This is a genomic window from Rhodococcus sp. NPDC003383 (genome assembly GCF_053589115.1).
In genome coordinates this window covers 78390-100736 of record NZ_JBSFRG010000005.1, presented here as the reverse complement: position 1 = coordinate 100736, position 22347 = coordinate 78390, and the positions used below count along the sequence as shown (strand labels likewise).

Genomic DNA, 22347 nt, shown 5'->3' with positions numbered 1-22347 from the left:
GATACCTCCGTCTCGCATACTGGGAAGCATAACCCATGTACCGACGGGCGGGGACGGCACCATACGCGGCCCGGGCACAGCCCCGAGAACCGGCAACCGCGTTCGTCACGTACGACAGGTGGAGAAGATGGCTGGAAAAACTCTGGCGGAGAAGGTGTGGGATCAGCACGTTGTCGTGCGCGGTGAGGGAGAGGGCTCGGCGCGGCAGCCGGATCTGATCTACATCGACCTGCATCTCGTGCACGAGGTCACGAGTCCTCAGGCGTTCGACGGCCTGCGGCTCGCCGGACGCCGGCTGCGGCGTCCCGATCTCACGATCGCGACCGAGGACCACAACGTCCCGACCGTCGACATCGACAAGCCCATCGCCGATCCGGTCTCGCGCACCCAGGTCGAGACGCTGCGCCGCAACTGTGAGGAATTCGGCGTCCGGCTGTACCCGATGGGCGACATCGATCAGGGCATCGTGCACGTCGTCGGCCCGCAGCTCGGTCTGACCCAGCCGGGCATGACGGTGGTGTGCGGCGACAGCCACACCTCCACCCACGGCGCATTCGGTGCCCTGGCAATGGGTATCGGCACGAGCGAGGTCGAGCACGTGATGGCGACGCAGACGCTGTCGCTGCGCCCGTTCAAGACGATGGCGATCACCGTCGACGGCGAACTGCCCGAGGGCGTCACGGGCAAGGACCTGATCCTCGCCGTCATCGCGAAGATCGGCACCGGCGGCGGTCAGGGCTATGTCCTCGAATACCGCGGCGAGGCGATCCGCAAGCTGTCCATGGAAGCGCGGATGACGATCTGCAACATGTCGATCGAGGCGGGCGCCCGCGCCGGCATGATCGCGCCCGACGAGGTCACCTACGAGTACCTGAAGGGCCGTCCGCACGCCCCGCAGGGCGCGGACTGGGACGCGGCGGTCGCCGCGTGGGATGCGTTGCGTACCGACGAGGACGCCGTTTTCGACGCCGAGGTCCACATCGACGGTGCGTCGCTGACCCCGTTCGTCACGTGGGGGACCAACCCGGGCCAGGGTGCCCCGCTCGGCGCGAACGTGCCGGTGCCCGAGGAGATCGCCGACGAGACCGAGCGCCTGGCCGCCGAGAAGGCGCTGCGCTACATGGATCTCGAACCCGGCATGCCGCTGCGTGAGATCGCCGTCGACACCGTCTTCGTCGGTTCGTGCACCAACGGCCGCATCGAGGACCTGCGCGCCGTCGCCGATGTTCTCAAGGGACGCAAGGTCGCCGACCGGGTGCGGATGCTCGTCGTGCCCGGTTCGATGCGGGTGCGCGCCCAAGCCGAGGCCGAGGGCCTCGGCGAGATCTTCACTGCGGCGGGCGCCGAATGGCGTCAGGCCGGGTGCTCGATGTGCCTGGGTATGAACCCGGATCAGCTCGCGCCGGGCGAACGTTCGGCATCGACGTCGAACCGCAACTTCGAAGGACGCCAGGGCAAGGGCGGCCGCACCCACCTCGTGTCGCCGGCGGTCGCGGCGGCGACCGCGGTGCGCGGCAAGCTCTCCGCCCCGGCGGATCTGGACTAGGTCAAGGGACCGAAGGAGAATTCTCGATGGAAGCCTTTACTACTCACAAGGGCATCGGTGTTCCGCTGCGCCGCTCGAACGTCGACACCGACCAGATCATCCCGGCGGTGTACCTGAAGCGCGTCACCCGTAGCGGATTCGAGGACGGCCTGTTCGCCGGCTGGCGCACCGATCCGTCGTTCGTGCTCAACACCCCGCCGTTCGACCGCGGCTCGGTTCTCGTGGCGGGCCCCGACTTCGGCACCGGGTCGTCGCGCGAGCACGCCGTGTGGGCTTTGTCCGATTACGGATTCCGCGTCGTGATCTCGTCGCGCTTCGCCGACATCTTCCGCGGCAACGCCGGAAAGGCGGGCCTGCTCGCCGCTCAGGTCGAGCAGGCGGACGTCGAACTGCTGTGGAAGCTCATCGAACAGCAGCCCGGCCTCGAGCTCGAAGTCGATCTCGGGAAGCGGACCGTGACGGCCGGAACCACTGTGGTGCAGTTCGCTATTGACGACTACACGCGGTGGCGTCTGCTCGAGGGTCTCGACGACATCGGACTGACATTGCGGCAGGTAGACGCGATTTCCGAGTACGAAAACGCAAGGCCGTCTTGGAAACCGACAACCCTCCCGACCCCCTGATCGAGGGTCCTTGCAGCACTGCCCCGGCGGGCCCGGCCGATGTGATCTTCGGCCGGGCCCGCCGTTCTAGTTGCATGAGAATTGGCGTGGCACATAGACTCTTGCCCGTTTGCGGGTCTACCGTGGACTACAAGTCGGTCTGACGGTGGACCGTAATGTGCGGAGGAAATCAATGAACAAGGCAGAGCTGATCGACGTTCTGACCGAGAAGCTCGGTTCGGACAGGCGTACGGCAACGGCAGCCGTCGAGCACATCGTCGATGCGATCGTGCGCGCCGTGCATGCCGGGAACAGCGTCACCATCACCGGTTTCGGTGTCTTCGAGCAGCGTCGCCGCGCCGCTCGTGTCGCTCGTAACCCGCGCACCGGTGAGACCGTCAAGGTCAAGCCGACGTCCGTGCCGGCGTTCCGGCCGGGCGCGCAGTTCAAGGCAGTCATCGCCGGTACCCAGAAGCTTCCCGCGTCCGGTCCCGCCGTCAAGCGCGGTGTGGCTGCTCCGGTGAAGAAGGCTGCCGCGAAGAAGACCGCTGCGAAGAAGACCACCGCCGCCAAGAAGACCACGGCGGCAGCGGCCAAGAAGACCACCGCCGCCAAGAAGACCACGGCGGCAGCGGCGAAGAAGACCACCGCGGCGAAGAAGGCTCCGGCCAAGACCACGGCGGCCAAGAAGACCACCGCGGCAGCGAAGAAGACCACCGCGGCGAAGAAGGCTCCGGCCAAGACCACGGCGGCGAAGAAGACCACCGCGGCGAAGAAGGCTCCGGCCAAGACCACGGCGGCCAAGAAGACCACCGCGGCCAAGAAGACCACGGCGGCCAAGAAGACCACCGCTGCGAAGAAGGCTCCGGCCCGCCGGGGCGCAGCCAAGAAGTAATCGGCACAGCCGAGAACCGATCTGCGGGCGGCCCGATCGGGCCGCATCGCTGAGCACAACCGTTTCGGCGGTCACCGGATCCGTTCCGGTGACCGCCGAAATGCATTCCCGAGACTTCTATCGGGGCGGGGCGGGCAGAGCGCTCTCGATATGGTCGACCGCGACGACCCGGTCCTCGTGCAGCGACAGCACCCACGTGCTGCCCTTGCGGTTGCGGGTCGCGGGCACGGTGACACCGTCCCGTTCCGCCCACCACCGGACGAGGTCCGGAATCACCTTGCCCTGACTGCAGATCACCGGTGAACCGCCGCGCCGGGCGATCTCCAGTGTGCGTTTGCGGCCCAGCTGCGGATCGGCTGCGTAGTCTTCCTCGGCGAGCGACGGTTCGATCGCGATGTCGACGCCCAGCTGTTCGGCGAGGGGCTCCACTGTCTGGATACAGCGGACACGGTCTGCGGCCGTGATGCTGTCCGCCCCGAATGCGCGCAGCTGTGCGACAAGAGCCTCGGCCTGGGCCTTGCCCGTCGAATCGAGCGGCCGCAGCCGGTCGTCACCGCGATGCTGTTTGCGGCTGCCGGCCTTGGCGTGCCGCACGATCAGAACGGTCTTCGTATCCGCCGGCAGGGCCCGGAATCGGCGCAGCACCGTGCGATCCATCGGGTACGAAAGCTGATCGAACGCGGTGTCCGGGTCCTCCCAGCGCAACTCGTCGACCTCGTGGTTCGGGACGAACTCGCCGCCGACCGCACGCGCCGCCCAATAGTCGACCCGTTTGAGTTTGCGGTGTCCCGGAACGGGATACGTGATCTTGCCGAGATGCCGGCCGAGCTGCGCCCGGAATCCGGTCTCCTCGTCGATCTCGCGGACCGCCGCGACGACCGCCGTCTCACCGGGATCGAGCTTGCCCTTCGGGAAGCTCCAGTCGTCGTAGCGGGGACGGTGGACGAGCGCGACCTCGACCCGTGCCGGATCGGCCGGGTTCGGTCGCCAGAGCACGGCACCCGCGGCGAAGATGTTCGCCTTCACGGGCTTGTCGGAATTCACCGGTTTCCGGGGGGAAGTCACAGAAGTCCTTCCGACACTCACGCCCGGCTGCGCATGAGCTCGACCTGGTGGTCACGAGCGGCAGTGCCAGGGGCCGGCGATGCCGACCAGGTGCCGTCGCTTTCCAGGGTCCAGCATCGGGTCGCAGGGTCCAGGGCGGAATCGAAGATCGAACCCAGCTGCTTGGTCAGCCGCGAATCCTTCACCTGCACCATCACTTCGACGCGGCGATCGAGATTGCGGTGCATCATGTCCGCGCTGCCGATCCAGAATTCGTCGGCTCCGCGGAAGTGCAGCGCCCGCGAATGCTCGAGGAAACGACCCAGAATGGACCGCACGGTGATGTTCTCGCTCAGACCCGGGACGCCCGGTTTGAGCGCGCAGATGCCGCGCACCACGATCTCGACCGGAACCCCGGCGCGGGACGCCCGATACAGCGCGTCGATGACCTGCTCGTCGACCAGAGCATTCGCCTTCAAGCGGATTCCCGTGGCGTTTCCGGCTGCATCTCCCGTCGCTGCGGTCGCCCTGGCGGCGAGCTCGATCTCGCGGTCGATGCGTTCGATGATGCCTGCCCGCACCCCGTGCGGAGCGACCAGCAGATTGCGGTACTTCGCCTTCCGGGAGTACCCCGTGAGTGTGTTGAACAGATCGGTGAGGTCCGAGCCGATCTCGGGATCGGAGGTCAGCAGACCCACGTCCTCGTACAGGCGTGCGGTCTTCGGGTTGTAGTTGCCCGTTCCGATGTGGCAGTAGCGGCGGATCGCCGAACCTTCGCGTCGCACCACCAGGCACGTCTTGCAGTGCGTCTTGAGACCGACGAGGCCGTACACCACGTGCACACCGGCCTGTTCGAGCTTGCGTGCCCACTTGATGTTCGCCTGCTCGTCGAACCGCGCCTTGATCTCGACGAGCGCCACCACCTGCTTGCCGGCCTCGGCGGCCGCGATGAGCGCATTGACGATGGGGGAGTCGCCGGAGGTGCGGTAGAGGGTCTGCTTGATGGCGAGAACCTGGCTGTCCGCGGCCGCCTGCTCGATGAAACGCTGCACACTGGTGGAGAACGAATCGTACGGATGGTGCACGAGTACATCGCCTTCCCGGAGCGTGGAGAACACGCTCTTGGGCGTCTCGCGCTCACCGAACGCCGGGTGCGTCGCCGGGACGAAGGGTGCATCCTTCAGGTCCGGCCGGTCGACGGAGTAGACCTGCCACAGGCTCGACAGATCGAGCAGACCCGGCAATTGCACGACGTCGGCAGGGTCGACATCGAGTTCGCGCAACAGCAGGTCGAGCATGTGCTCGGTCATGTCGTCGGAGACCTCGAGCCGCACCGGCGAACCGAAACGGCGTCGTGCCAGTTCGCGTTCGAGGGCCTGCAGCAGATCCTCGTCGCGGTCCTCCTCGACCTCGAAATCGGCGTTGCGGGTGACGCGGAACGCGTGGTGCTCGACGATCTCCATACCGGGGAACAACACGTGCAGGTGCGCGGCGATCAGTTCCTCGAGCGGCAGGAAAGCGGGAATGCCGTCGGAGATTCCGGGGCGATCGACCCGGACGAACCGGTCGACATTGTCCGGAACCTTCACGCGCGCGAAGTGCTCACCCGCGGACTTCAGATCCTTCACCGTCACGGCGAGATTGAGGCTCAGCCCGCTGATGTAGGGGAACGGGTGCGCGGGATCGACGGCGAGCGGGGTCAGAACCGGGAACACCTGCTCGGCGAAATAGTCGGTCAGACGCACCTTCTCGTCGTCCGACAACTCGGACCACCGGATGATCGAGATGCCTTCGTTTGCGAGATCGGGCTGAACCATGTCGAGGAACACCCGGGAGTGCCGGTTGGCGAGTTCGCGCGTGGACGAGGCGATCAGCGCGAGCTGGGCGCGCGGAGACAGTCCGTCCGCGGACCGTACCGCGAGGCCGGTTTCCGCGCGCCGCTTCAGGCCTGCGACACGCACCATGTAGAACTCGTCGAGATTCGACGCGAAGATCGCGAGGAACTTGGCGCGTTCGAGCAGCGGCAGCGACGTGTCCTCGGCGAGAGCGAGAACTCGCGCATTGAAATCGAGCCAGCTCAGTTCGCGGTTGAGATACCGGCCTTCGGGAAGGCCGTCGGCGAGCGCCGGCAGCGCAGCGGCAGCCGGCGGCGCTGCCGGGGCGGAACCGATCCGCGAGGTCGTCGCGGTCGCGACGCTGTTCGACACGGAGCGCTCGGGAGATTCGGGGTCGGGCCGTCGATCTGTGCTGTCACCGTTGTTCACGGATTCATTGTGGCAGGAACCGGTTAACGCAGGGAGCCGAGCGGAAGCCCGATCCGGTCGAGCGTCGCGGTGGTCGCGGGGCCGACACCCAGCGCCACGGCCGCCTCGAGATCGGCTCCGGTGTCGACATCGAGCCGCAGTCCGGGCCAATCGCCCTCGAGCGCGCGGGCGCCGGATGCGATGTGGCGGGCGGCGGAATCCGATCCGAACCGCGGCTCGAACGGCCGATCGGGGAAACAGTGGACGAGCGCAGAGGTGCCGGCCCCGGTGTGGTCCACGACCACCGCCCGGCCGACCCGCCGCGCGTGCGCGAGCGCCTCGGCGAGTTCGCTCGGGTGCACGGCCGGAAGATCGGCCTGCAGCGCGACGAGCGTCGCCTCCGGTGCCGACGTCCGGACCTGCCCCGCGGCATACGACAGTGCCGCATTGAGCGGTTCCGTTCCGCTGTCGGGAGGATCCGCCAGGACGTGGGCGCCGCGCGCTCGCGCTGCCCGGGCGACGTCCGGATCGCCGGTGACGACGGTGACCGTGACGTCCTCGAGGTGCAGCGCCGCGTCCAGGGTGTCCTCGAACATCGCCAGCGCCAGGTCGGCGCGCTCGCCGGGGGTGTAGACCCGCGCCAGCCGCGTCTTCGCCAGGCCGAGGGCCTTGACGGGGATCAGCACGTGCGGGGCGGTCATGGCTGCCGATTCTGCCAGCCGCGGGAAACCGGCGCGGTCCGGTGTCCGGTCGTGCGTTCCCGGGCGCGGGTGTTCGCGCAGCTCGCGACGATCGCCTGGGCAATACTGTGACGACGAGCGGTCGGCGATCGGCCGGTGGTGGTGATACGAGCAAAGGGGACTGCGTGAGCAAGGCGACGGTGTTGGGGGCGGGCTCGTGGGGGACGGCGTTCGCGAAGGTGCTGGCCGAGGCCGGAACCGATGTGACGATCTGGTCGCGCCGTGCGGAGGTCGCCGAGTCGATCGAGACGCGGCACGAGAACCCCGGATACCTGCCGGGTGTCACGTTGCCCGAATCGCTGCACGCGACATCGGATCACCGGCTCGCCCTCGCGGGTGCGGATTTCGTGGTCCTCGCGGTGCCGTCGCAGTCGTTGCGGGAGAACCTGGAGCATTGGCGGGACGACATCGGCCCGAATGTCACGCTCGTCAGTCTCGCCAAGGGGATCGAGCAGGGCACGCTGCTGCGGATGAGTCAGGTGATCGCTCAGGTGACCGGTGCCGAGGAGAGTCGCATCGCGGTGCTGTCCGGGCCGAATCTCGCCCGCGAGATCGCCGAGGGCCAGCCCGCCGCGACCGTGATCGCCTGCACCGATTCCGGACGCGCCATGCAGATCCAGAAGTCCTGTGCCACAGGGTATTTCCGTCCATACACGAACTCCGACGTGATCGGCTGCGAGGTCGGCGGGGCCTGCAAGAACGTCATTGCACTGGCGTGCGGGATGGCCGTCGGTGTGGGTCTGGGCGACAACACGATTGCGACGATCATCACCCGCGGCCTCGCCGAGGTCACCCGGCTCGGCACGGCAGTCGGCGCCAAGCCGGCGACGCTCGCCGGTCTCGCGGGCGTCGGGGATCTCGTCGCCACGTGCACCTCGCCGCTGTCGCGGAACCGGTCGTTCGGTGAACGTCTCGGCCAGGGGGGGTCGCTCGAGAGCGCCCAGGAGGCCACGCACGGTCAGGTCGCCGAAGGCGTCAAGTCGTGCACGTCGGTGCGCGCGCTCGCGGCCAACTACGACGTCGAGATGCCACTGACCGACGCGGTGCACCAGGTTTGCTACGAGGGACTGTCGGTGCCCGAGGCGATCGGCCGGTTGCTCGGCCGTCGTACCAAGCCGGAGTGAGCCGGCCGTGACGCGTGATCGGCGAACGCCGGGGAATTCGACACGCTGCGTGAAAGCGGTTGCGGCAGAACACGAACCGGGTTCGCCGATGCAGCCGGGACCGGTGTTCGCGGCGCCCTATCAACTCGGCCCCGACGAGGATCCGGCGCTCGACAGCTACGCGCGCGCATCGAATCCCGGTTGGCGGGCACTCGAATCGGCGCTCGCGGCGCTGGAAGGCGCGGTCGCGGCACGCGTCGTCGGGTCCGGAATGTCCGCTGTCACCGTCGCGTTGCGGTCGCTGGCGCAACCGGGCGGCACCGTCGTCGTTCCGTCCGACGGCTACTACCAGGTGCGCGCGTACGCCCAGGAGTTCCTGGCGCCGCACGGGGTGACCGTCGTCGAACTGTCCTGCGCGGAGTTCGGCGACGGCACCCTGACCGACGTTCTGGTGACCGCTCCCGACAATTCCGTCGTGCTGGTCGAGACACCGTCGAATCCCGGCCTCGACACCGTGGACCTGCGCGCGATCGCGACCGTGTGCCACATGTGCGACGCACTGCTGCTCGTCGACAACACCACGGCCACCCCGCTCGGCCAGCAGCCGCTGGCGCTCGGCGCGGACGCCGTCGTCGCGAGCGGCACCAAATCGCTCAGCGGCCACAGCGACCTGTTGTTCGGCTACCTCGCCGTCGCCGACTCCGCGTTGCTGCCGCGCATCGACCGGGAGCGGTTGTTCTCCGGCACCGTCCTCGGACCGTTCGAGACGTGGCTGGCGCATCGCAGCCTCGGGACCGCGGGCCTGCGGTTCGAGCGACAGTGCGCCAACGCCCTCGCGGTCGCGCGGATGCTGCGATCGCATCCCGCGGTCGAGGGGGTGCGCTATCCGGGGTTGCCGGACGATCCCGCCCATCCGGTCGCTGCCGCGCAAATGAGCAGGTTCGGTCCGCTGGTGACGTTCCGGCTCGCCGACGAGCACGCCTTCCATCGGTTCGTCGCGGCCTCCGAGCTGGTCGGAGCGGCGACGAGTTTCGGCGGGATCCACACCACGGCCGACCGGCGCGCCCGCTGGGGCGACCAGGTGCCCGCCGGATTCGTCCGGCTCTCGTGCGGCATCGAGGATGCCGAGGATCTCCTCGCGGACATCGACGCGGCTCTCCGGGCGGTGTGACCGGCACGGCTTCGTGAACGAACCGGCCCTACTCGGGTATGGCAGCCGGTACCCGTGCCGGTACGGTTTGTACGTGAGCAATCCCCGCACCCGGGTGGCCGTCGTGTTCGGCGGCCGCAGCAACGAACATTCCGTCTCCTGCGTTTCCGCAGGCAGCATCCTGAGCAACCTCGATCCCGAACTGTACGAGGTCGTGCCGATCGGGATCACCACCGACGGCGCGTGGGTGCTCGGCGACTCCGATCCCGCCCGGCTGGCGAAGGCCGGGCGCGAACTGCCGACGGTCGCGGCGGACGGGTCGGCCCTCGTGCTCACCGCCGACCCGACTCGCAGCGGCGACATCGTCGCACTCGACGAAGGGGAGTTCGGCAAGGTCCTCGCGTCGGTCGACGTGGTGTTCCCGGTGCTGCACGGCGCCTACGGGGAGGACGGCACGATCCAGGGGCTGCTCGAGCTCGCGGGCATCCCGTACGTCGGTCCGGGTGTGCTCGCCAGTGCCGCGGGCATGGACAAGGAATTCACCAAGAAGTTGCTGGCCGCCGAGGGGCTGCCGGTCGGATTCCAGATCGTGCTGCGCCCGGGAGTCGATTCGCTCACCGAGGAGCAGAAGGAACAGCTGGGTCTGCCGGTGTTCGTCAAGCCCGCCCGCGGCGGCTCGTCCATCGGCATCAGCCGGGTCGCCGACTGGGAGTCGTTCGACGCGGCACTCGAGAAGGCGCGCCTGCACGATCCGAAGGTCATCGTCGAATCCGCGATCGTCGGGCGCGAGGTCGAGTGCGGCGTGCTCGAATTCCCGGACGGCGACGTGCGGGCCAGCGTGGTCGCCGAGATCCGCATGCCGGACAGCTCCGGCAACCACGAGGCGTTCTACGACTTCGACACCAAGTACCTCGACGACGTGTGCGAGTTCGACGTGCCCGCCAAGCTCGACGACGACGTCAGCGAGGAACTGCGGGCGCTCGCGATCCGCGCGTTCCGGGCACTCGATTGCCAGGGGCTGTCGCGCGTCGACTTCTTCGTGACCGACAACGGACCGGTGATCAACGAGATCAATACGATGCCCGGCTTCACGTCGATCTCGATGTACCCGCGGATGTGGGAGGCGGCGGGCATCGGTTACAGCGAGCTCGTCTCGATCCTCGTGCAGACCGCTCTCGCCCGGGGCACCGGGCTGCGCTGAGCGGCTGTTCCGGCGCGGCGACTACTCTGTCAACCATGACTGCCGTGACTCCCGACACCGCCGCATCGGACGCTGCTGCAAAGGGCACCGGGGACATTCGCGAGGCCGTGCACGCCGCGGCGCGTCGTGCCCGGGTCGCGTCCCGTCGTCTCGCCCTGCTGACCACCATCGAAAAGGACGCCGCGCTGCACGCCGCGGCGGACGCGGTTCTCGCCGCGGCCGATGCGGTTCTCGCCGCGAACACCGCGGACGTCGACGCTGCACGCGAAGCCGGGACCGAGGAATCGATCCTGGACCGCCTGCGGCTGACCCAGGCCCGGATCGAGGGCATCGCGTCCGGGCTGCGTCAGGTCGCCGGTCTGCCGGACCCGGTCGGTGAAGTGGTGCGCGGCTCGACGCTGCCGAACGGCCTCGAGATCCGGCAGCTGCGGGTGCCCCTCGGTGTCGTCGGCATGGTGTACGAGGCCCGGCCCAACGTCACCGTCGACGCCTTCGGTCTCGCCCTCAAGTCCGGCAACGCGGCGCTGCTGCGCGGTTCGTCGTCGGCGAAGCGGTCCAACGCGGCACTGGTCGAGGCGCTGCGCGGCGCACTCGAAGCGCAGGGGCTTCCCGCGGACGCGGTGCAGCTGCTGCCGAGCGAGGACCGCTCCTCGGTCACCCACCTGATCCAGGCCCGCGGCCTGGTCGACGTCGTCGTCCCGCGCGGTGGCGCGGGCCTGATCTCCGCGGTCGTGCGCGACGCGACGGTGCCGACCATCGAGACCGGGGTCGGCAACTGCCACGTGTACGTGCACTCGGCCGCGGACCTCGAGATGGCCGAGAAGATCGTCGTCAACGCCAAGACGCGCCGGCCGAGCGTGTGCAACACCGTCGAGACCATCCTGGTGGACAAGGCGATCGCCGACACCGCGGTGCCGCAGCTGATGCAGGTGATGCAGGCCCACAGCGTCGTCGTGCACGGCGACCTGCCCGGCATGGTCCCGGCGACGGACGCGGACTGGTCCGAGGAGTACCTGACACTCGACGTGGCGATGGCCGTCGTCGACGATCTGGATGCCGCGGTCGAGCACATCGACCGCTACGGCACCGGCCACACCGAGGCGATCGTCACCTCGGATCTGGCTGCGGCCCGGGAGTTCACCGCGCGGGTCGATGCCGCAGCGGTTATGGTCAACGCTTCGACCGCATTCACCGACGGCGAGCAGTTCGGGTTCGGTGCCGAGATCGGCATCTCCACCCAGAAGCTGCACGCCCGCGGCCCGATGGGGTTGCCGGAGCTGACCTCCACCAAGTGGGTGGTGTGGGGCGACGGCCACACCCGCCCGGCCTGATCGAAAGGATCCAGCGTGGATCGTGCGCTGCCGACCACTCCGCCGATCTTCGCCGACGTCGACGATGTGATCACACGTCTCGCGGAGACGGGTTACCTCGCCGACAAGGCAACCGCCACCGCCGTGTTCCTTGCGGACCGGCTGGGCAAGCCGCTGCTCATCGAGGGGCCGGCCGGCGTCGGGAAGACCGAACTCGCGCGTGCCGTCGCGCAGACCTCCGGCGCCGAACTGGTGCGCCTGCAGTGCTACGAGGGCGTCGACGAGTCCCGCGCGCTGTACGAGTGGAATCACGCCAAGCAGATCCTGCGGATCCAGGCGGCGGGTGCGAACGCCGCGAGCGGAACCGGCGAGTCGTGGGATTCGACGAAGCAGGACGTGTTCTCCGAGGAGTTCCTGCTCTCGCGGCCGCTGCTGACGGCGATCCGCCGGGAGGATCCGACGGTGCTGCTCGTCGACGAGGTCGACAAGGCGGACGTGGAGATCGAGGGCCTGCTGCTCGAGGTGCTCAGCGATTTCGCCGTCACCGTCCCCGAACTCGGGACGATCCGCGCCGTGCGCAAGCCGTTCGCGGTGCTCACCTCGAACGCGGCGCGGGAGCTGTCCGAGGCGCTCAAGCGCCGCTGCCTGTTCCTGCACCTGGACTTCCCGGACGCGGAACTCGAGCGCCGGATCCTGGCGAGCCGGGTCCCGGAGCTGCCCGAGGCCGTCGCCGAACAGCTCGTGCGCACCGTGCGGGTGCTGCGCGGCATGCAGCTCAAGAAGCTGCCGTCGGTCGCCGAGACGATCGACTGGGGCCGCACGCTGCTGGCGCTCGGACTCGACACCCTCGACGACGCGGCGGTTCGCACCACGCTCGGGGTCGTGCTCAAACACCAGTCCGATCAGCAGCGTGCTGCTGCCGAGCTGCGGCTGAACTGAGATGGCCGGCGCACGCCCGCCCGGGCAGAACCGAGGGCCCGCCGCTCCGCACGGGTTGCCGGGCCACCTCGTCGGCTTCGTCGAGGCGCTGCGCCGGCGCGGCATCGCGGTCGGGCCGTCGGAGACCGTCGACGCCGGTCAGGTGATGACGGTGCTGGACCTGCTCGACCGTGAGGCGCTGCGGGAGGGGCTCGCGTGCACGCTGCTGCGCCGGCCCACCCACCGCGCCACCTTCGACGCGCTGTTCGACCTGTGGTTCCCCGCCGCGGTCGGGAACCGCGAAGCCGGGGGAATCGACCCGTCGCTGCCGCGCACACCGGACGGGGACATCGACTTCGAGGCGCTGCGCGACCTGATCGCCGAGCTGCTGTCCGACGATTCGCCCGAAGCGCTGGAGCTGACCGAACTGCTCACCGCCCAGCTCGTCGAGGAGCTCGGCCAGTACCAGTCCGGGAACGGTCCCTCGTTCTCCGCCTATCAGGCGCTGAGGGACGTCAAACCGGAAACGCTCGTCACTCGCATCCTCGAGGGGCTGCTGGGCAACGGGTCGTCGGAGGAGCACGAACCGGCCGGCGACTACGAGACCGAGGTCGCGCGCCGCACCGCCGCGCGTCGCGTCGCCGATTTCCGGGCGATGGTCGAGCGCGAGACGCGCCGGCGCACCGCCGAGCAGGTCGGTCGCGACCGCGTCGAGAAGTACGGTGTGCCGAAGCTGGCCGAGGAGGTCGACTTCCTGCGCGCCTCGGACGCGGAGCTGACGGCGTTGCGCCGAAGCGTCACCCCGCTGGCCCGGTTGCTGGCGAGCCGGCTCGCGGCACGCCGGCGCCGGGCCCGCGCCGGGGCCATCGACCTGCGCCGCACCCTGCGCAAGTCGATGTCGACCGGCGGTGTGCCGATCGACCTGGTCAACCGCAAGCCGCGCCCGGCCCGCCCGGAACTGGTGGTGCTCTGCGACGTCTCCGGGTCCGTCGCCGGGTTCTCGCACTTCACGTTGCTGCTGGTGCACGCGCTGCGCGAGCAGTTCACCCGGGTGCGGGTGTTCGCGTTCATCGACACCACCGACGAGGTCACCGACTACTTCTCCGCGGGTTCCGACCTGGGGACGTCGATGGCGCGGATGCTGCGCGAGGCCGATCTCATCGCGTACGACGGGCACTCGGACTACGGCAACGCGATCGGGGTGTTCGCCGAGCAGTATGCGCACAGCCTCACCAGCCGCAGTTCGCTGCTGATCCTCGGCGACGGGCGCACCAACTACCGCAATCCGAACCGTGAGGCGCTCGAGCATCTGGTGACGGTCGCGCGGCACGCGCACTGGCTCAACCCCGAACCGCGGGGGCAGTGGGGTTCCGGCGACTCGGCGGCGAAGGTGTACAGCGAGGTCGTCACCATGCACGAGTGCCGGACCGCGCAGCAGCTCGCGGCGGTCGTGTCAACGCTCCTGCCGGTCTGACGGCCCTGCCGACCCTGCGAAGGCAGGGCCGCGCCGGTGAACCCGTAAGCTGGTCAACCGTGCAACAGCCATCCGACCTGCAACCTGCGCCGCTCCGGCGCGTGGGTGTCATGGGCGGCACGTTCGATCCCATCCACCACGGACATCTCGTGGCGGCCAGCGAAGTCGCCGACCGCTTCGGTCTCGACGAGGTCATCTTCGTGCCGACCGGGCAGCCGTGGCAGAAATCCGACCGCCACGTCAGCTCCGCCGAGGACCGCTACCTGATGACGGTCATCGCGACCGCGTCGAACCCCCGGTTCTCCGTCAGCCGTGTCGACATCGACCGCGGCAAGCCGACGTACACCGTCGACACCCTGCGGGACCTGCACGAACGGCTGCCCGACGCCGAGCTGTACTTCATCACCGGCGCGGACGCGCTCGCGTCGATCCTGTCCTGGCAGGAATGGCAGGTGCTGTTCGACCGTGCGCGCTTCGTCGGTGTCTCCCGGCCCGGCTACGACCTCAACGTCGAGCACCTCGCGCCGCACCTCGAAGGCCTGCCCGCCGACGCCGTGAGCCTCGTCGAGATCCCCGCCCTGGCGATATCGTCGACGGACTGCCGCACGCGGGTCAGCGCGAACCGTCCGGTGTGGTACCTCGTCCCGGACGGGGTGGTGCAGTACATCAGCAAACGCAATCTGTATCGTCCGCAGGATTCACGGCGGCCCGACGGGGCCGCCGCGGTGACCGACCCGCAGACGGTCCGCCGCGGGGCCGCACCGGAACCGCCCCGCACCGCAACCGAGAGAAAGAGCACGCAGTGAGCGCATCGGCAGAAGCCATCGAGATGGCACGTATCGCGGCCCTGGCGGCCGACGAGAAACTGGCATCCGACGTCGTGGTGCTCGACGTCTCCGAGCAGCTCGTGATCACCGACTGCTTCGTGATCGCCTCCGCGGCGAACGAGCGGCAGGTCAACGCGATCGTCGACAACGTCGAGGAGAAGCTGCGCGAGGCCGGCCACAAGCCGGTGCGCCGCGAGGGCACCCGCGAAGGGCGCTGGACGCTGCTCGACTACATCGATGTCGTCGTGCACATCCAGCACGACGAGGAACGCAACTTCTACGCCCTCGAGCGGCTGTGGAAGGACTGCCCGACCGTGCCGGTCGAGGGCATCGAACCGTCGACCCGGAACCTCACCGCGCCCGCCCACGACGCGCTGCCGGAAACCCCGGACCACCTGTGACGGAGATCGTCCGCCGGCTGATCCTGCTGCGTCACGGACAGACCGAGTACAACGCGACCAGCCGCATGCAGGGTCAGCTCGACACCGAGCTGTCCGAGCTGGGCCGGCGCCAGGCGGTCGCCGCGGCACGGGAGATCGCGGCGTTCGAGCCGCTCGCGGTCGTCTCGTCCGACCTGCGGCGCGCCTACGACACCGCGGTCGTGCTCGGCGACAGCGCGGGTGTTCCCGTCGAGATCGACCCGCGCCTGCGGGAAACGCACCTCGGGAAGTGGCAGGGGCTCACGCACCACGACGTCGACTCGGTCGCGCCCGGTGCCCGGGCCGCGTGGCGCGCCGATGCGACATGGGCACCGCCGGAGGGGGAGAGCAGGGTCGACGTGGCGCGGCGTGCCGTCCCGGTCGTGCGGGAACTGCTCGACAAGTACGAACACTGGGGGGAACGGCCGATCGTCCTGGTCGCGCACGGCGGGCTGATCGCCGCGCTCACCGCCGCCCTCCTGGATCTGCCCGTGGATCGCTGGCCGATCCTCGGCGGTCTCGGCAACACCGGTTGGGTACGGCTCAGCGGCTACGGAGAGGAACCCGCATGGCGGCTCGATGTGTGGAACGCGACGGCGAACGTGGTGGCCGATGACGTCCTCTGACGCACCGGAGGTTCCGGACGCCACCGGCGGATCGACGCGACCGACCCTGCTGGTCATCGGCGACTCGCTCAGCTACTACGGCCCGAAGGGCGGCCTGCCCGCGGACGATCCGCGGATCTGGCCGAACCTCGCTGCGGCCGAACTCGGCTGGGATGTCGAGCTGATCGCCCGGATCGGCTGGACGACGCGCGACGCGTGGTGGGCGATGACGCAGGATCCCCGTGTGTGGGCGTCGATCCCGCGCGCGGGTGCCGTCGTGCTCGCCGTCGGCGGCATGGACACGCTGCCGTCGCCCCTGCCGACCGCGCTGCGCGAACAGCTCCGCTACGTGCGGCCGGCGTCGCTGCGTCGCGTCGTGCGCAACGCGTACGGCTGGCTCCAGCCGCGGCTGTCGCCGCTCGGCTGGCCGGTCGCGCTGCCGGCGCGGGTGAGCGTCGAATACCTCGAGACCATCCGCGACTCGCTTGCCTACATGCGTCCCGACCTGCCGGTGATCGCCACCCTGCCGTCGGTGCACCGCAGCGAGCAGTACGCGTCGGTCCACAAGGGCCGTCCCGCGGCGGCCCGCGCGATCACCGCGTGGGCGGCCGAAAAGTCCGTTCCCCTGGTCGATCTGGCGGCTGCGGTCCGCGAGAACATCCAATCGGACGACGCGAACCCGGACGGTATCCACTGGGGCTGGGACGGGCACCGCAAGGTCGCCGCCGCGATGGTCGAAGCGGTGCGGATGGTGCACCGAGATGCGGATTCGGTGGCAGACGGCATACGGTAGTCGACGTGTCTGTTGTGGTGGTGACCGATTCGTCGTGCTGTCTGGATCGGGAAGCGGTGGAGCGGTACGACATCCGTGTCGTGCCGCTGCACGTGATCTCCGAGGGCCGTGAGCTCCGCGAGGGCGTCGACGAACTGCCCGAGGACCTGTCGAAGGTGACCACCTCGGGGCCGGCGCCCGCCGAGCTCACCGATGTCTACGCTCGGGCGCTCGCCGACAGCGACGGTGACGGCGTGGTCGCCGTGCACATCTCGCGGCAGCTGTCCGGCACCTGGGAGGCCGCCAAGTACGCGGCCGACGCATTCGGGGGACGCGTGCGTCTCGTCGATTCCCGCAACACGGCAATGGGATTGGGCTTCTCGGCACTCGCCGCGGCGCGGCTCGCCGAGACCGGCGCGTCGCTCGACGAGGTGTTTGCGCGCGCCGTCGACGTCGCCGAGGCCGGCCGCGCGCTGCTCGTCGTCGACCGGCTCGACCATCTGCGGCGCGGCGGCCGGATCGGCACCGCGACCGCGTTGCTCGGTACGGCCCTGTCGATGAAGCCGGTCCTGCATCTCGTCGACGGCAAGCTCGTCCTGCGGGAGAAGACCCGGACCATGTCCAAGGCGCTCGCCAAGCTCGTCGAGGCCGTCGTCGACCAGTGCGCCGAGGTCGCGAAGATCGCCGAGCCGAAGGTCGCGGTGCACCACCGGGACGCCCCCGAGCGCGCGAAGTCCCTCCTCGACGAACTGACCGGGCGGCTGCCGGAGGGCACGGAACTGCGGATGACCGAACTCGACGCCGTGCTGGGCGCACACGTCGGTCCCGGGGCGATCGGGATCGTCGTCTCGCGGGACGGGCAGGACCCGGATCGGAACGTCCACGCGGAACCGTGATTTCGCCGCGCGCCGAATTCGGTCGGATCCGGGCGGTGGTGCGGTCGGTGCCCTAGCATCGGGTCCGTGACCGACTCGTCCGGCGGGGCAGCCCCGTTGCGTGTGCTCGTATACAGCCACGACGCGAACACCCGCGCGCAGGTCGTGCGTGCGCTGGGGACGCGCCCACACCCGGATCTCCCGGAACTCGAGTACGTCGAGGTGGCCACCGCGCCGGTCGTCATCCGGCGCGTGGAGGAGGGCGACATCGCCCTCGCCGTCCTCGACGGGGAAGCGACCCCGGTCGGCGGCATCGGCCTGGCGAAGCAACTGCGCGACGAGATCGATCCGTGCCCGCCCCTGCTGCTGTTGCTGGGCCGCCGAGACGACGCGTGGCTGGCCTCCTGGTCGAGGGCCGACGCGGCGGTTCTGCACCCGGTCGATCCGTTCCGGCTCGCCGAGGCGGCGCTGCCCCTCCTGCGCCGCGTGTGACCTGTCCGTGACGGGTTTGTGACAGCGACGACTCGCGTGGTCGCTTGTCACGGATCCGTTTCGATCCCACCGAATTTCGGCACCGTGAAAGCACCGTGAAAATCGGGACAAGGCTGGGGACAACCCTTGTAGGGTGAGTCGCACATATCACACCCAGGCCGAAGGAGTGATTCCGGTTACGCATCGAGCCGAGGCGATCGGTGAGACCGGTCGGTTTCGTGCCGAGCACACCGGGGTCACGAGAAGGGGGATCAGCGGACATGAACCTCTATGTGCCGATCCTCGTGCTCGGGGCGATCGCGGTCGTCTTCGCGCTGTTCTCCGTGGGGGTGGCCGGACTGGTCGGTCCCCGGCGATACAACCGGGCGAAACTCGAGGCCTACGAATGCGGGATCGACCCGACGCCGCCGCCCACGGGTGGCGGGCGGTTCCCGGTCAAGTACTACCTGACGGCGATGCTGTTCATCATCTTCGACATCGAGATCGTCTTCCTCTACCCGTGGGCGGTGCACTTCGACAGCCTCGGCCTGTTCGGTCTCGCCGCCATGGCGTTGTTCCTGTTCAACGTGTCCGTGGCCTACGTCTACGAGTGGCGGCGCGGTGGTCTCGGATGGGACTGAACCGGCGCGGGACCACAGCGCCACCCGGGACCACAGCGCCACCCGGGACCACAGCGCCACCCGGGACCACACCGCCACGCGGGACGACAGCGACACCGGAAGCGAGATGAGTCGGAGATGGGAATCGAGGAGAAGGTACCGAGCGGTTTCCTGCTGAGCACGGTCGAGGCCGCGGCCGGGTACGCCCGCAAGGGCTCGTTGTGGCCCGCGACCTTCGGCCTGGCGTGTTGCGCGATCGAGATGATGACCACCGTGTCGGGGCGTTTCGACATCGCTCGCTTCGGGATGGAGGCGTTCCGCGCCTCGCCCCGGCAGGCCGACCTGATGATCGTCGCCGGCCGGGTGAGCCAGAAGATGGCGCCGGTGCTGCGGCAGGTCTACGACCAGATGGTCGAACCGAAATGGGTGCTCGCGATGGGGGTGTGCGCCTCGTCCGGCGGCATGTTCAACAACTACGCGATCGTGCAGGGCGTCGACCACGTGGTGCCCGTCGACATCTACCTGCCCGGCTGCCCGCCCCGGCCGGAGATGCTGCTCCACGCGATCCTGAAGCTGCACGAGAAGATCCAGCAGATGCCGTTGGGCGTCAACCGCGAAGAGGTGATCCGCGAAGCCGAGAAGGCGGCGCTCGCGTCCCCGACCACCCTCGAACTGAAAGGCCTGCTGCGATGACCGGGCGGGAGCCGGTCGGGCGGGAACCGGGCGAACCCGAGGTCATCGACGTGCGCCGCGGAATGTTCGGTCCGCCCGACACCGGTGACACGTCCGGATACGGCGGGCTCGTCCGGCCGATCGCGTTGCCCGGTGCCACACCCCGTCCGTACGGCGGGTGGTTCGACGAGGTCGCCGACGGTCTCGAAGCGGCGCTGACGCAGGCGTGGGTGAACCCGGGGGAGGCGATCGAACGTGTCGTCGTCGACCGCGACGAGATGACCGTCCACGTCCGCGCCGAGCACCTGCCCCGGGTCGCGCGGTGCCTGCGGGACGAACCCGGCCTGCGGTTCGAACTGTGCCTCGGCGTCAGCGGGGTGCACTTCCCGCACGAGAACGGGCGCGAGCTGCACGCGGTCTACCACCTGATGTCGATCACCCACAACAGACGGATCCGGCTCGAGGTGTCGGTTCCCGATGCCCACCCGCACATTCCGTCGCTGTACGCGGTGTACCCGACCGTCGACTGGCACGAGCGGGAAACCTACGACTTCTTCGGGATCGTGTTCGACGGGCATCCGGCGCTCACCCGCATCGAGATGCCCGACGACTGGGTGGGACACCCGCAGCGCAAGGACTACCCCCTCGGAGGAATCCCCGTCGAATACAAGGGTGCGCGGACACCGCCACCCGACGAACGGAGGGCGTACCACTGATGAGCGATCCGTATTCGACCGGCGGGAACGCCGAGGGCACCGTCTACACCGTCGCCGGCCAGGACTGGGACGAGATCGTCGACGCGGTCCGCGCCTCGGGCGGACCGGACGCCGAACTGGCCGAGGAACGCATCGTCGTCAACATGGGTCCGCAGCACCCGTCCACGCACGGCGTGCTGCGGCTCATCCTCGAGATGGACGGCGAAACCGTCACCGAGGCCCGTTGCGGTATCGGCTACCTGCACACCGGAATCGAGAAGAACCTCGAATTCCGCACGTGGACACAGGGCGTCACGTTCGTCACCCGGATGGACTACCTGTCCTCGTTCTTCAACGAGACCGCCTACTGCCTGGGCGTCGAGAAACTGCTCGGCATCACCGATCTCGTGCCCGAACGCGCCACCGTCGTGCGGGTGATGCTCATGGAACTCAACCGCGTCTCCTCGCACCTGGTGGCACTGGCCACCGGCGGGATGGAACTCGGGGCCATGACGTCGATGTTCCTCGGGTTCCGCGAACGCGAACTGATCCTCGACGTGTTCGAGGCCGTCACCGGGCTGCGCATGAACCACGGCTACATCCGGCCCGGTGGGCTGGCGCAGGACCTGCCGGACGGTTCGCTCGACAAGATCCGCGAGGTCCTCGACGTCGTCCCGCGCCGCCTGCGCGATCTCGAGGACCTCCTCGACGAGAACGCCATCTGGAAGGCCCGCACGAAGGACGTCGGCTACCTGGACCTGATGGGCTGCATGGCGCTCGGCATCACCGGCCCGGTCCTGCGATCGACGGGACTGCCGCACGATCTGCGCAAGTCGCAACCCTATTGCGGTTACGACACGTACGAATTCGACGTCGTCACCGACACCGGCTGCGACTGCTACGGCCGCTATCTGATCCGGGTCGGAGAGATGAAGGAATCGCTGAAGATCGTCGAGCAGTGCCTCGATCGGCTGCGGCCCGGACCGGTGATGGTCGAGGACCCGAAGGTCGGGTGGCCGGCCGACCTGGCGGTGCGCGAGGACGGACTCGGCAACTCGCCGGAGTACATCGGCAAGATCATGGGCACTTCCATGGAAGCACTCATCCACCATTTCAAGCTGGTCACCGAGGGATTCCGGGTCCCGGCCGGACAGGTGTACGTGGCCGTCGAATCGCCCCGCGGCGAACTCGGAGTGCACATGGTCAGCGACGGCGGCACCCGCCCGTACCGGGTGCACTACCGGGACCCGTCGTTCACGAACCTGCAGGCGGTCGCGGCGATGTGCGAGGGCGGCATGGTCGCCGACGTCATCGCCGCGGTCGCCAGCATCGATCCGGTGATGGGAGGTGTGGACCGATGACCCGGGCACACACGACCGGCGAATCCGCGGTCCCGGCGAACCGGCCGGAGCCGGTCTTCGTCGAATTGGGCCGCACGGCAGCCGAAACCGAGCGCATCGAACACCCCGGCGCACCCCGGACGTACCCGCCGGACGTGCGGGAGCGTCTCGAGGCCGACGCCGCCGCGATCATCGCCCGCTACCCGGTGACGCGGTCCGCCCTGATCCCGCTGCTGCACCTCGTCCAGGCCGAGGACGGCTACATCACCCCCGCCGGAATCGAGTTCTGCGCAGCGCAACTCGCGCTCACCGGTGCCGAGGTCGCGGCCGTGGCCACCTTCTACTCGATGTACCGCCGCCGCCCGACCGGCGACTACCACGTCGGGGTCTGCACCAACACCCTGTGCGCGATCATGGGCGGGGACGCGATCCTCGAGGCCCTCGCAGAGCATCTCGGTGTCGACCCCGGCTCGGCGGACGACACCACCCCGGACGGGAAGATCACCCTCGATCACATCGAATGCAACGCGGCCTGCGACTTCGCGCCCGTGGTGATGGTCAACTGGGAATTCTTCGACAACCAGACCCCGGACTCGGCGACCGCGCTCGTCGACGCCCTGTGGGCCGGCAAACGCATCACGCCGACCCGCGGCGCGTCGCTGTGCACATTCCGCGAAACCGCCCGCATCCTGGCCGGATTCCCCGACGAACGTCCCGGCGCGAACGACAGCGCGGCGCCGGGCGACGCGACCCTCGCCGGGCTGCGGGTCGCCCGCGAACGGAACATGCGGGCACCCGAGGCGACCGGAACGGAAGGGAAGTGAC

General features: G+C 69.0%; 23 protein-coding genes. 20 read left to right on the top strand and 3 right to left on the bottom strand.

Going from position 1 to position 22347, the window contains the following annotated elements; all coding sequences use genetic code 11:
• Positions 1 to 127 precede the first annotated feature (127 nt).
• From leuC to ACWDTS_RS06635, 3 genes are all read left to right on the top strand, one after another.
• Entirely contained in the window at positions 128 to 1546 is a 1419-nt protein-coding gene (gene leuC, locus ACWDTS_RS06645; RefSeq protein ID WP_450117850.1) for a 3-isopropylmalate dehydratase large subunit, read from the top strand.
• A gap of 26 nt (positions 1547 to 1572) precedes the next feature.
• Positions 1573 to 2169, top strand: a complete 597-nt coding sequence (gene leuD, locus ACWDTS_RS06640; protein WP_450117849.1) for a 3-isopropylmalate dehydratase small subunit — start codon at positions 1573 to 1575, stop codon at positions 2167 to 2169.
• Positions 2170 to 2341: 172 nt separating this feature from the next.
• On the top strand, positions 2342 to 3043 hold the full coding sequence (locus tag ACWDTS_RS06635; protein ID WP_248673330.1) for an HU family DNA-binding protein: 702 nt from the start codon (positions 2342 to 2344) through the stop codon (positions 3041 to 3043).
• A gap of 117 nt (positions 3044 to 3160) precedes the next feature.
• Here ACWDTS_RS06635 and ACWDTS_RS06630 read toward each other — a convergent pair whose 3' ends face one another.
• The 3 genes from ACWDTS_RS06630 to cofC all read right to left on the bottom strand — a co-directional run bounded on the left by ACWDTS_RS06630 (position 3161) and on the right by cofC (position 7031).
• Positions 3161 to 4108 carry an NUDIX hydrolase gene (locus ACWDTS_RS06630; RefSeq protein ID WP_450117848.1) on the bottom strand — a complete coding sequence of 316 codons (948 nt, stop codon included), beginning with the start codon at positions 4106 to 4108 and terminating at the stop codon, positions 3161 to 3163.
• Positions 4109 to 4125: 17 nt separating this feature from the next.
• Positions 4126 to 6294, bottom strand: coding sequence for an RNA degradosome polyphosphate kinase (locus ACWDTS_RS06625; protein ID WP_450117882.1), 2169 nt, complete (start codon positions 6292 to 6294; stop codon positions 4126 to 4128).
• Between the two features lie 80 nt (positions 6295 to 6374).
• Complete coding sequence (gene cofC, locus ACWDTS_RS06620; protein ID WP_197252214.1) at positions 6375 to 7031, bottom strand: 2-phospho-L-lactate guanylyltransferase; 657 nt, start codon at positions 7029 to 7031, stop codon at positions 6375 to 6377.
• A 164-nt stretch (positions 7032 to 7195) separates the two neighbouring features.
• Between cofC and ACWDTS_RS06615 the strand changes: the two genes are divergently transcribed.
• The 17 genes from ACWDTS_RS06615 (at position 7196) to nuoE (ending at position 22346) form a co-directional block, all read left to right on the top strand.
• Positions 7196 to 8194 (top strand): NAD(P)H-dependent glycerol-3-phosphate dehydrogenase, encoded by a 999-nt coding sequence (locus ACWDTS_RS06615; protein ID WP_197252213.1) that lies wholly within the window; start codon positions 7196 to 7198, stop codon positions 8192 to 8194.
• 49 nt (positions 8195 to 8243) lie between these two features.
• Positions 8244 to 9344 carry a cystathionine gamma-lyase gene (locus ACWDTS_RS06610; protein WP_450117847.1) on the top strand — a complete coding sequence of 367 codons (1101 nt, stop codon included), beginning with the start codon at positions 8244 to 8246 and terminating at the stop codon, positions 9342 to 9344.
• A gap of 73 nt (positions 9345 to 9417) precedes the next feature.
• Positions 9418 to 10524 (top strand): D-alanine--D-alanine ligase family protein, encoded by a 1107-nt coding sequence (locus ACWDTS_RS06605; RefSeq protein WP_450117846.1) that lies wholly within the window; start codon positions 9418 to 9420, stop codon positions 10522 to 10524.
• A 35-nt stretch (positions 10525 to 10559) separates the two neighbouring features.
• Positions 10560 to 11855 (top strand): glutamate-5-semialdehyde dehydrogenase, encoded by a 1296-nt coding sequence (locus tag ACWDTS_RS06600; protein ID WP_450117845.1) that lies wholly within the window; start codon positions 10560 to 10562, stop codon positions 11853 to 11855.
• A gap of 15 nt (positions 11856 to 11870) precedes the next feature.
• Complete coding sequence (locus ACWDTS_RS06595; protein ID WP_197252210.1) at positions 11871 to 12773, top strand: AAA family ATPase; 903 nt, start codon at positions 11871 to 11873, stop codon at positions 12771 to 12773.
• A 1-nt stretch (position 12774) separates the two neighbouring features.
• Entirely contained in the window at positions 12775 to 14226 is a 1452-nt protein-coding gene (locus ACWDTS_RS06590; RefSeq protein ID WP_248673323.1) for a vWA domain-containing protein, read from the top strand.
• 110 nt (positions 14227 to 14336) lie between these two features.
• Positions 14337 to 15032: a nicotinate-nucleotide adenylyltransferase gene (gene nadD / locus ACWDTS_RS06585; protein ID WP_197252220.1), complete on the top strand. Its 696-nt coding sequence runs from the start codon at positions 14337 to 14339 to the stop codon at positions 15030 to 15032.
• Positions 15029 to 15454 carry a ribosome silencing factor gene (gene rsfS / locus ACWDTS_RS06580; RefSeq protein WP_197252208.1) on the top strand — a complete coding sequence of 142 codons (426 nt, stop codon included), beginning with the start codon at positions 15029 to 15031 and terminating at the stop codon, positions 15452 to 15454. The genes nadD and rsfS overlap by 4 nt, the downstream gene beginning before the upstream one ends.
• Complete coding sequence (locus tag ACWDTS_RS06575; protein WP_308200764.1) at positions 15451 to 16098, top strand: histidine phosphatase family protein; 648 nt, start codon at positions 15451 to 15453, stop codon at positions 16096 to 16098. Before rsfS ends, ACWDTS_RS06575 begins: the two co-directional genes overlap by 4 nt.
• Positions 16085 to 16870 (top strand): diglucosylglycerate octanoyltransferase, encoded by a 786-nt coding sequence (gene octT / locus ACWDTS_RS06570; RefSeq protein WP_197252206.1) that lies wholly within the window; start codon positions 16085 to 16087, stop codon positions 16868 to 16870. The genes ACWDTS_RS06575 and octT overlap by 14 nt, the downstream gene beginning before the upstream one ends.
• A 5-nt stretch (positions 16871 to 16875) precedes the next feature.
• Complete coding sequence (locus ACWDTS_RS06565; RefSeq protein WP_197252205.1) at positions 16876 to 17745, top strand: DegV family protein; 870 nt, start codon at positions 16876 to 16878, stop codon at positions 17743 to 17745.
• A gap of 66 nt (positions 17746 to 17811) precedes the next feature.
• Positions 17812 to 18216: an Rv3143 family two-component system response regulator gene (locus tag ACWDTS_RS06560; protein WP_197252204.1), complete on the top strand. Its 405-nt coding sequence runs from the start codon at positions 17812 to 17814 to the stop codon at positions 18214 to 18216.
• Between the two features lie 260 nt (positions 18217 to 18476).
• Entirely contained in the window at positions 18477 to 18836 is a 360-nt protein-coding gene (locus ACWDTS_RS06555; protein ID WP_248673322.1) for an NADH-quinone oxidoreductase subunit A, read from the top strand.
• Between the two features lie 117 nt (positions 18837 to 18953).
• Positions 18954 to 19508, top strand: a complete 555-nt coding sequence (locus ACWDTS_RS06550) for a NuoB/complex I 20 kDa subunit family protein (RefSeq protein WP_197252203.1) — start codon at positions 18954 to 18956, stop codon at positions 19506 to 19508.
• The gene (locus ACWDTS_RS06545; protein WP_450117844.1) at positions 19505 to 20203 is read left to right on the top strand and encodes an NADH-quinone oxidoreductase subunit C; all 699 of its coding nucleotides are present in this window, start codon (positions 19505 to 19507) and stop codon (positions 20201 to 20203) included. Before ACWDTS_RS06550 ends, ACWDTS_RS06545 begins: the two co-directional genes overlap by 4 nt.
• A complete protein-coding gene (gene nuoD / locus ACWDTS_RS06540) occupies positions 20203 to 21543 on the top strand; it encodes an NADH dehydrogenase (quinone) subunit D (RefSeq protein ID WP_450117843.1) in 1341 nt (446 codons plus the stop codon). Before ACWDTS_RS06545 ends, nuoD begins: the two co-directional genes overlap by 1 nt.
• The gene (nuoE, locus tag ACWDTS_RS06535; protein ID WP_450108034.1) at positions 21540 to 22346 is read left to right on the top strand and encodes an NADH-quinone oxidoreductase subunit NuoE; all 807 of its coding nucleotides are present in this window, start codon (positions 21540 to 21542) and stop codon (positions 22344 to 22346) included. The genes nuoD and nuoE overlap by 4 nt, the downstream gene beginning before the upstream one ends.
• The last annotated feature ends 1 nt before the right edge of the window (position 22347 follow it).

Coding starts and splice junctions, on each gene's coding strand:
- nuoD (WP_450117843.1), top strand. CDS start 20,203: ATGAGCGATCCGTATTCGACCGGCGGGAACGCCGAGGGCACCGTCTAC.
- ACWDTS_RS06635 (WP_248673330.1), top strand. CDS start 2,342: ATGAACAAGGCAGAGCTGATCGACGTTCTGACCGAGAAGCTCGGTTCG.
- ACWDTS_RS06590 (WP_248673323.1), top strand. CDS start 12,775: ATGGCCGGCGCACGCCCGCCCGGGCAGAACCGAGGGCCCGCCGCTCCG.
- ACWDTS_RS06600 (WP_450117845.1), top strand. CDS start 10,560: ATGACTGCCGTGACTCCCGACACCGCCGCATCGGACGCTGCTGCAAAG.
- nuoE (WP_450108034.1), top strand. CDS start 21,540: ATGACCCGGGCACACACGACCGGCGAATCCGCGGTCCCGGCGAACCGG.
- leuD (WP_450117849.1), top strand. CDS start 1,573: ATGGAAGCCTTTACTACTCACAAGGGCATCGGTGTTCCGCTGCGCCGC.
- ACWDTS_RS06550 (WP_197252203.1), top strand. CDS start 18,954: ATGGGAATCGAGGAGAAGGTACCGAGCGGTTTCCTGCTGAGCACGGTC.
- ACWDTS_RS06545 (WP_450117844.1), top strand. CDS start 19,505: ATGACCGGGCGGGAGCCGGTCGGGCGGGAACCGGGCGAACCCGAGGTC.
- leuC (WP_450117850.1), top strand. CDS start 128: ATGGCTGGAAAAACTCTGGCGGAGAAGGTGTGGGATCAGCACGTTGTC.
- octT (WP_197252206.1), top strand. CDS start 16,085: ATGACGTCCTCTGACGCACCGGAGGTTCCGGACGCCACCGGCGGATCG.
- ACWDTS_RS06555 (WP_248673322.1), top strand. CDS start 18,477: ATGAACCTCTATGTGCCGATCCTCGTGCTCGGGGCGATCGCGGTCGTC.
- nadD (WP_197252220.1), top strand. CDS start 14,337: ATGGGCGGCACGTTCGATCCCATCCACCACGGACATCTCGTGGCGGCC.
- cofC (WP_197252214.1), bottom strand. CDS start 7,031: ATGACCGCCCCGCACGTGCTGATCCCCGTCAAGGCCCTCGGCCTGGCG.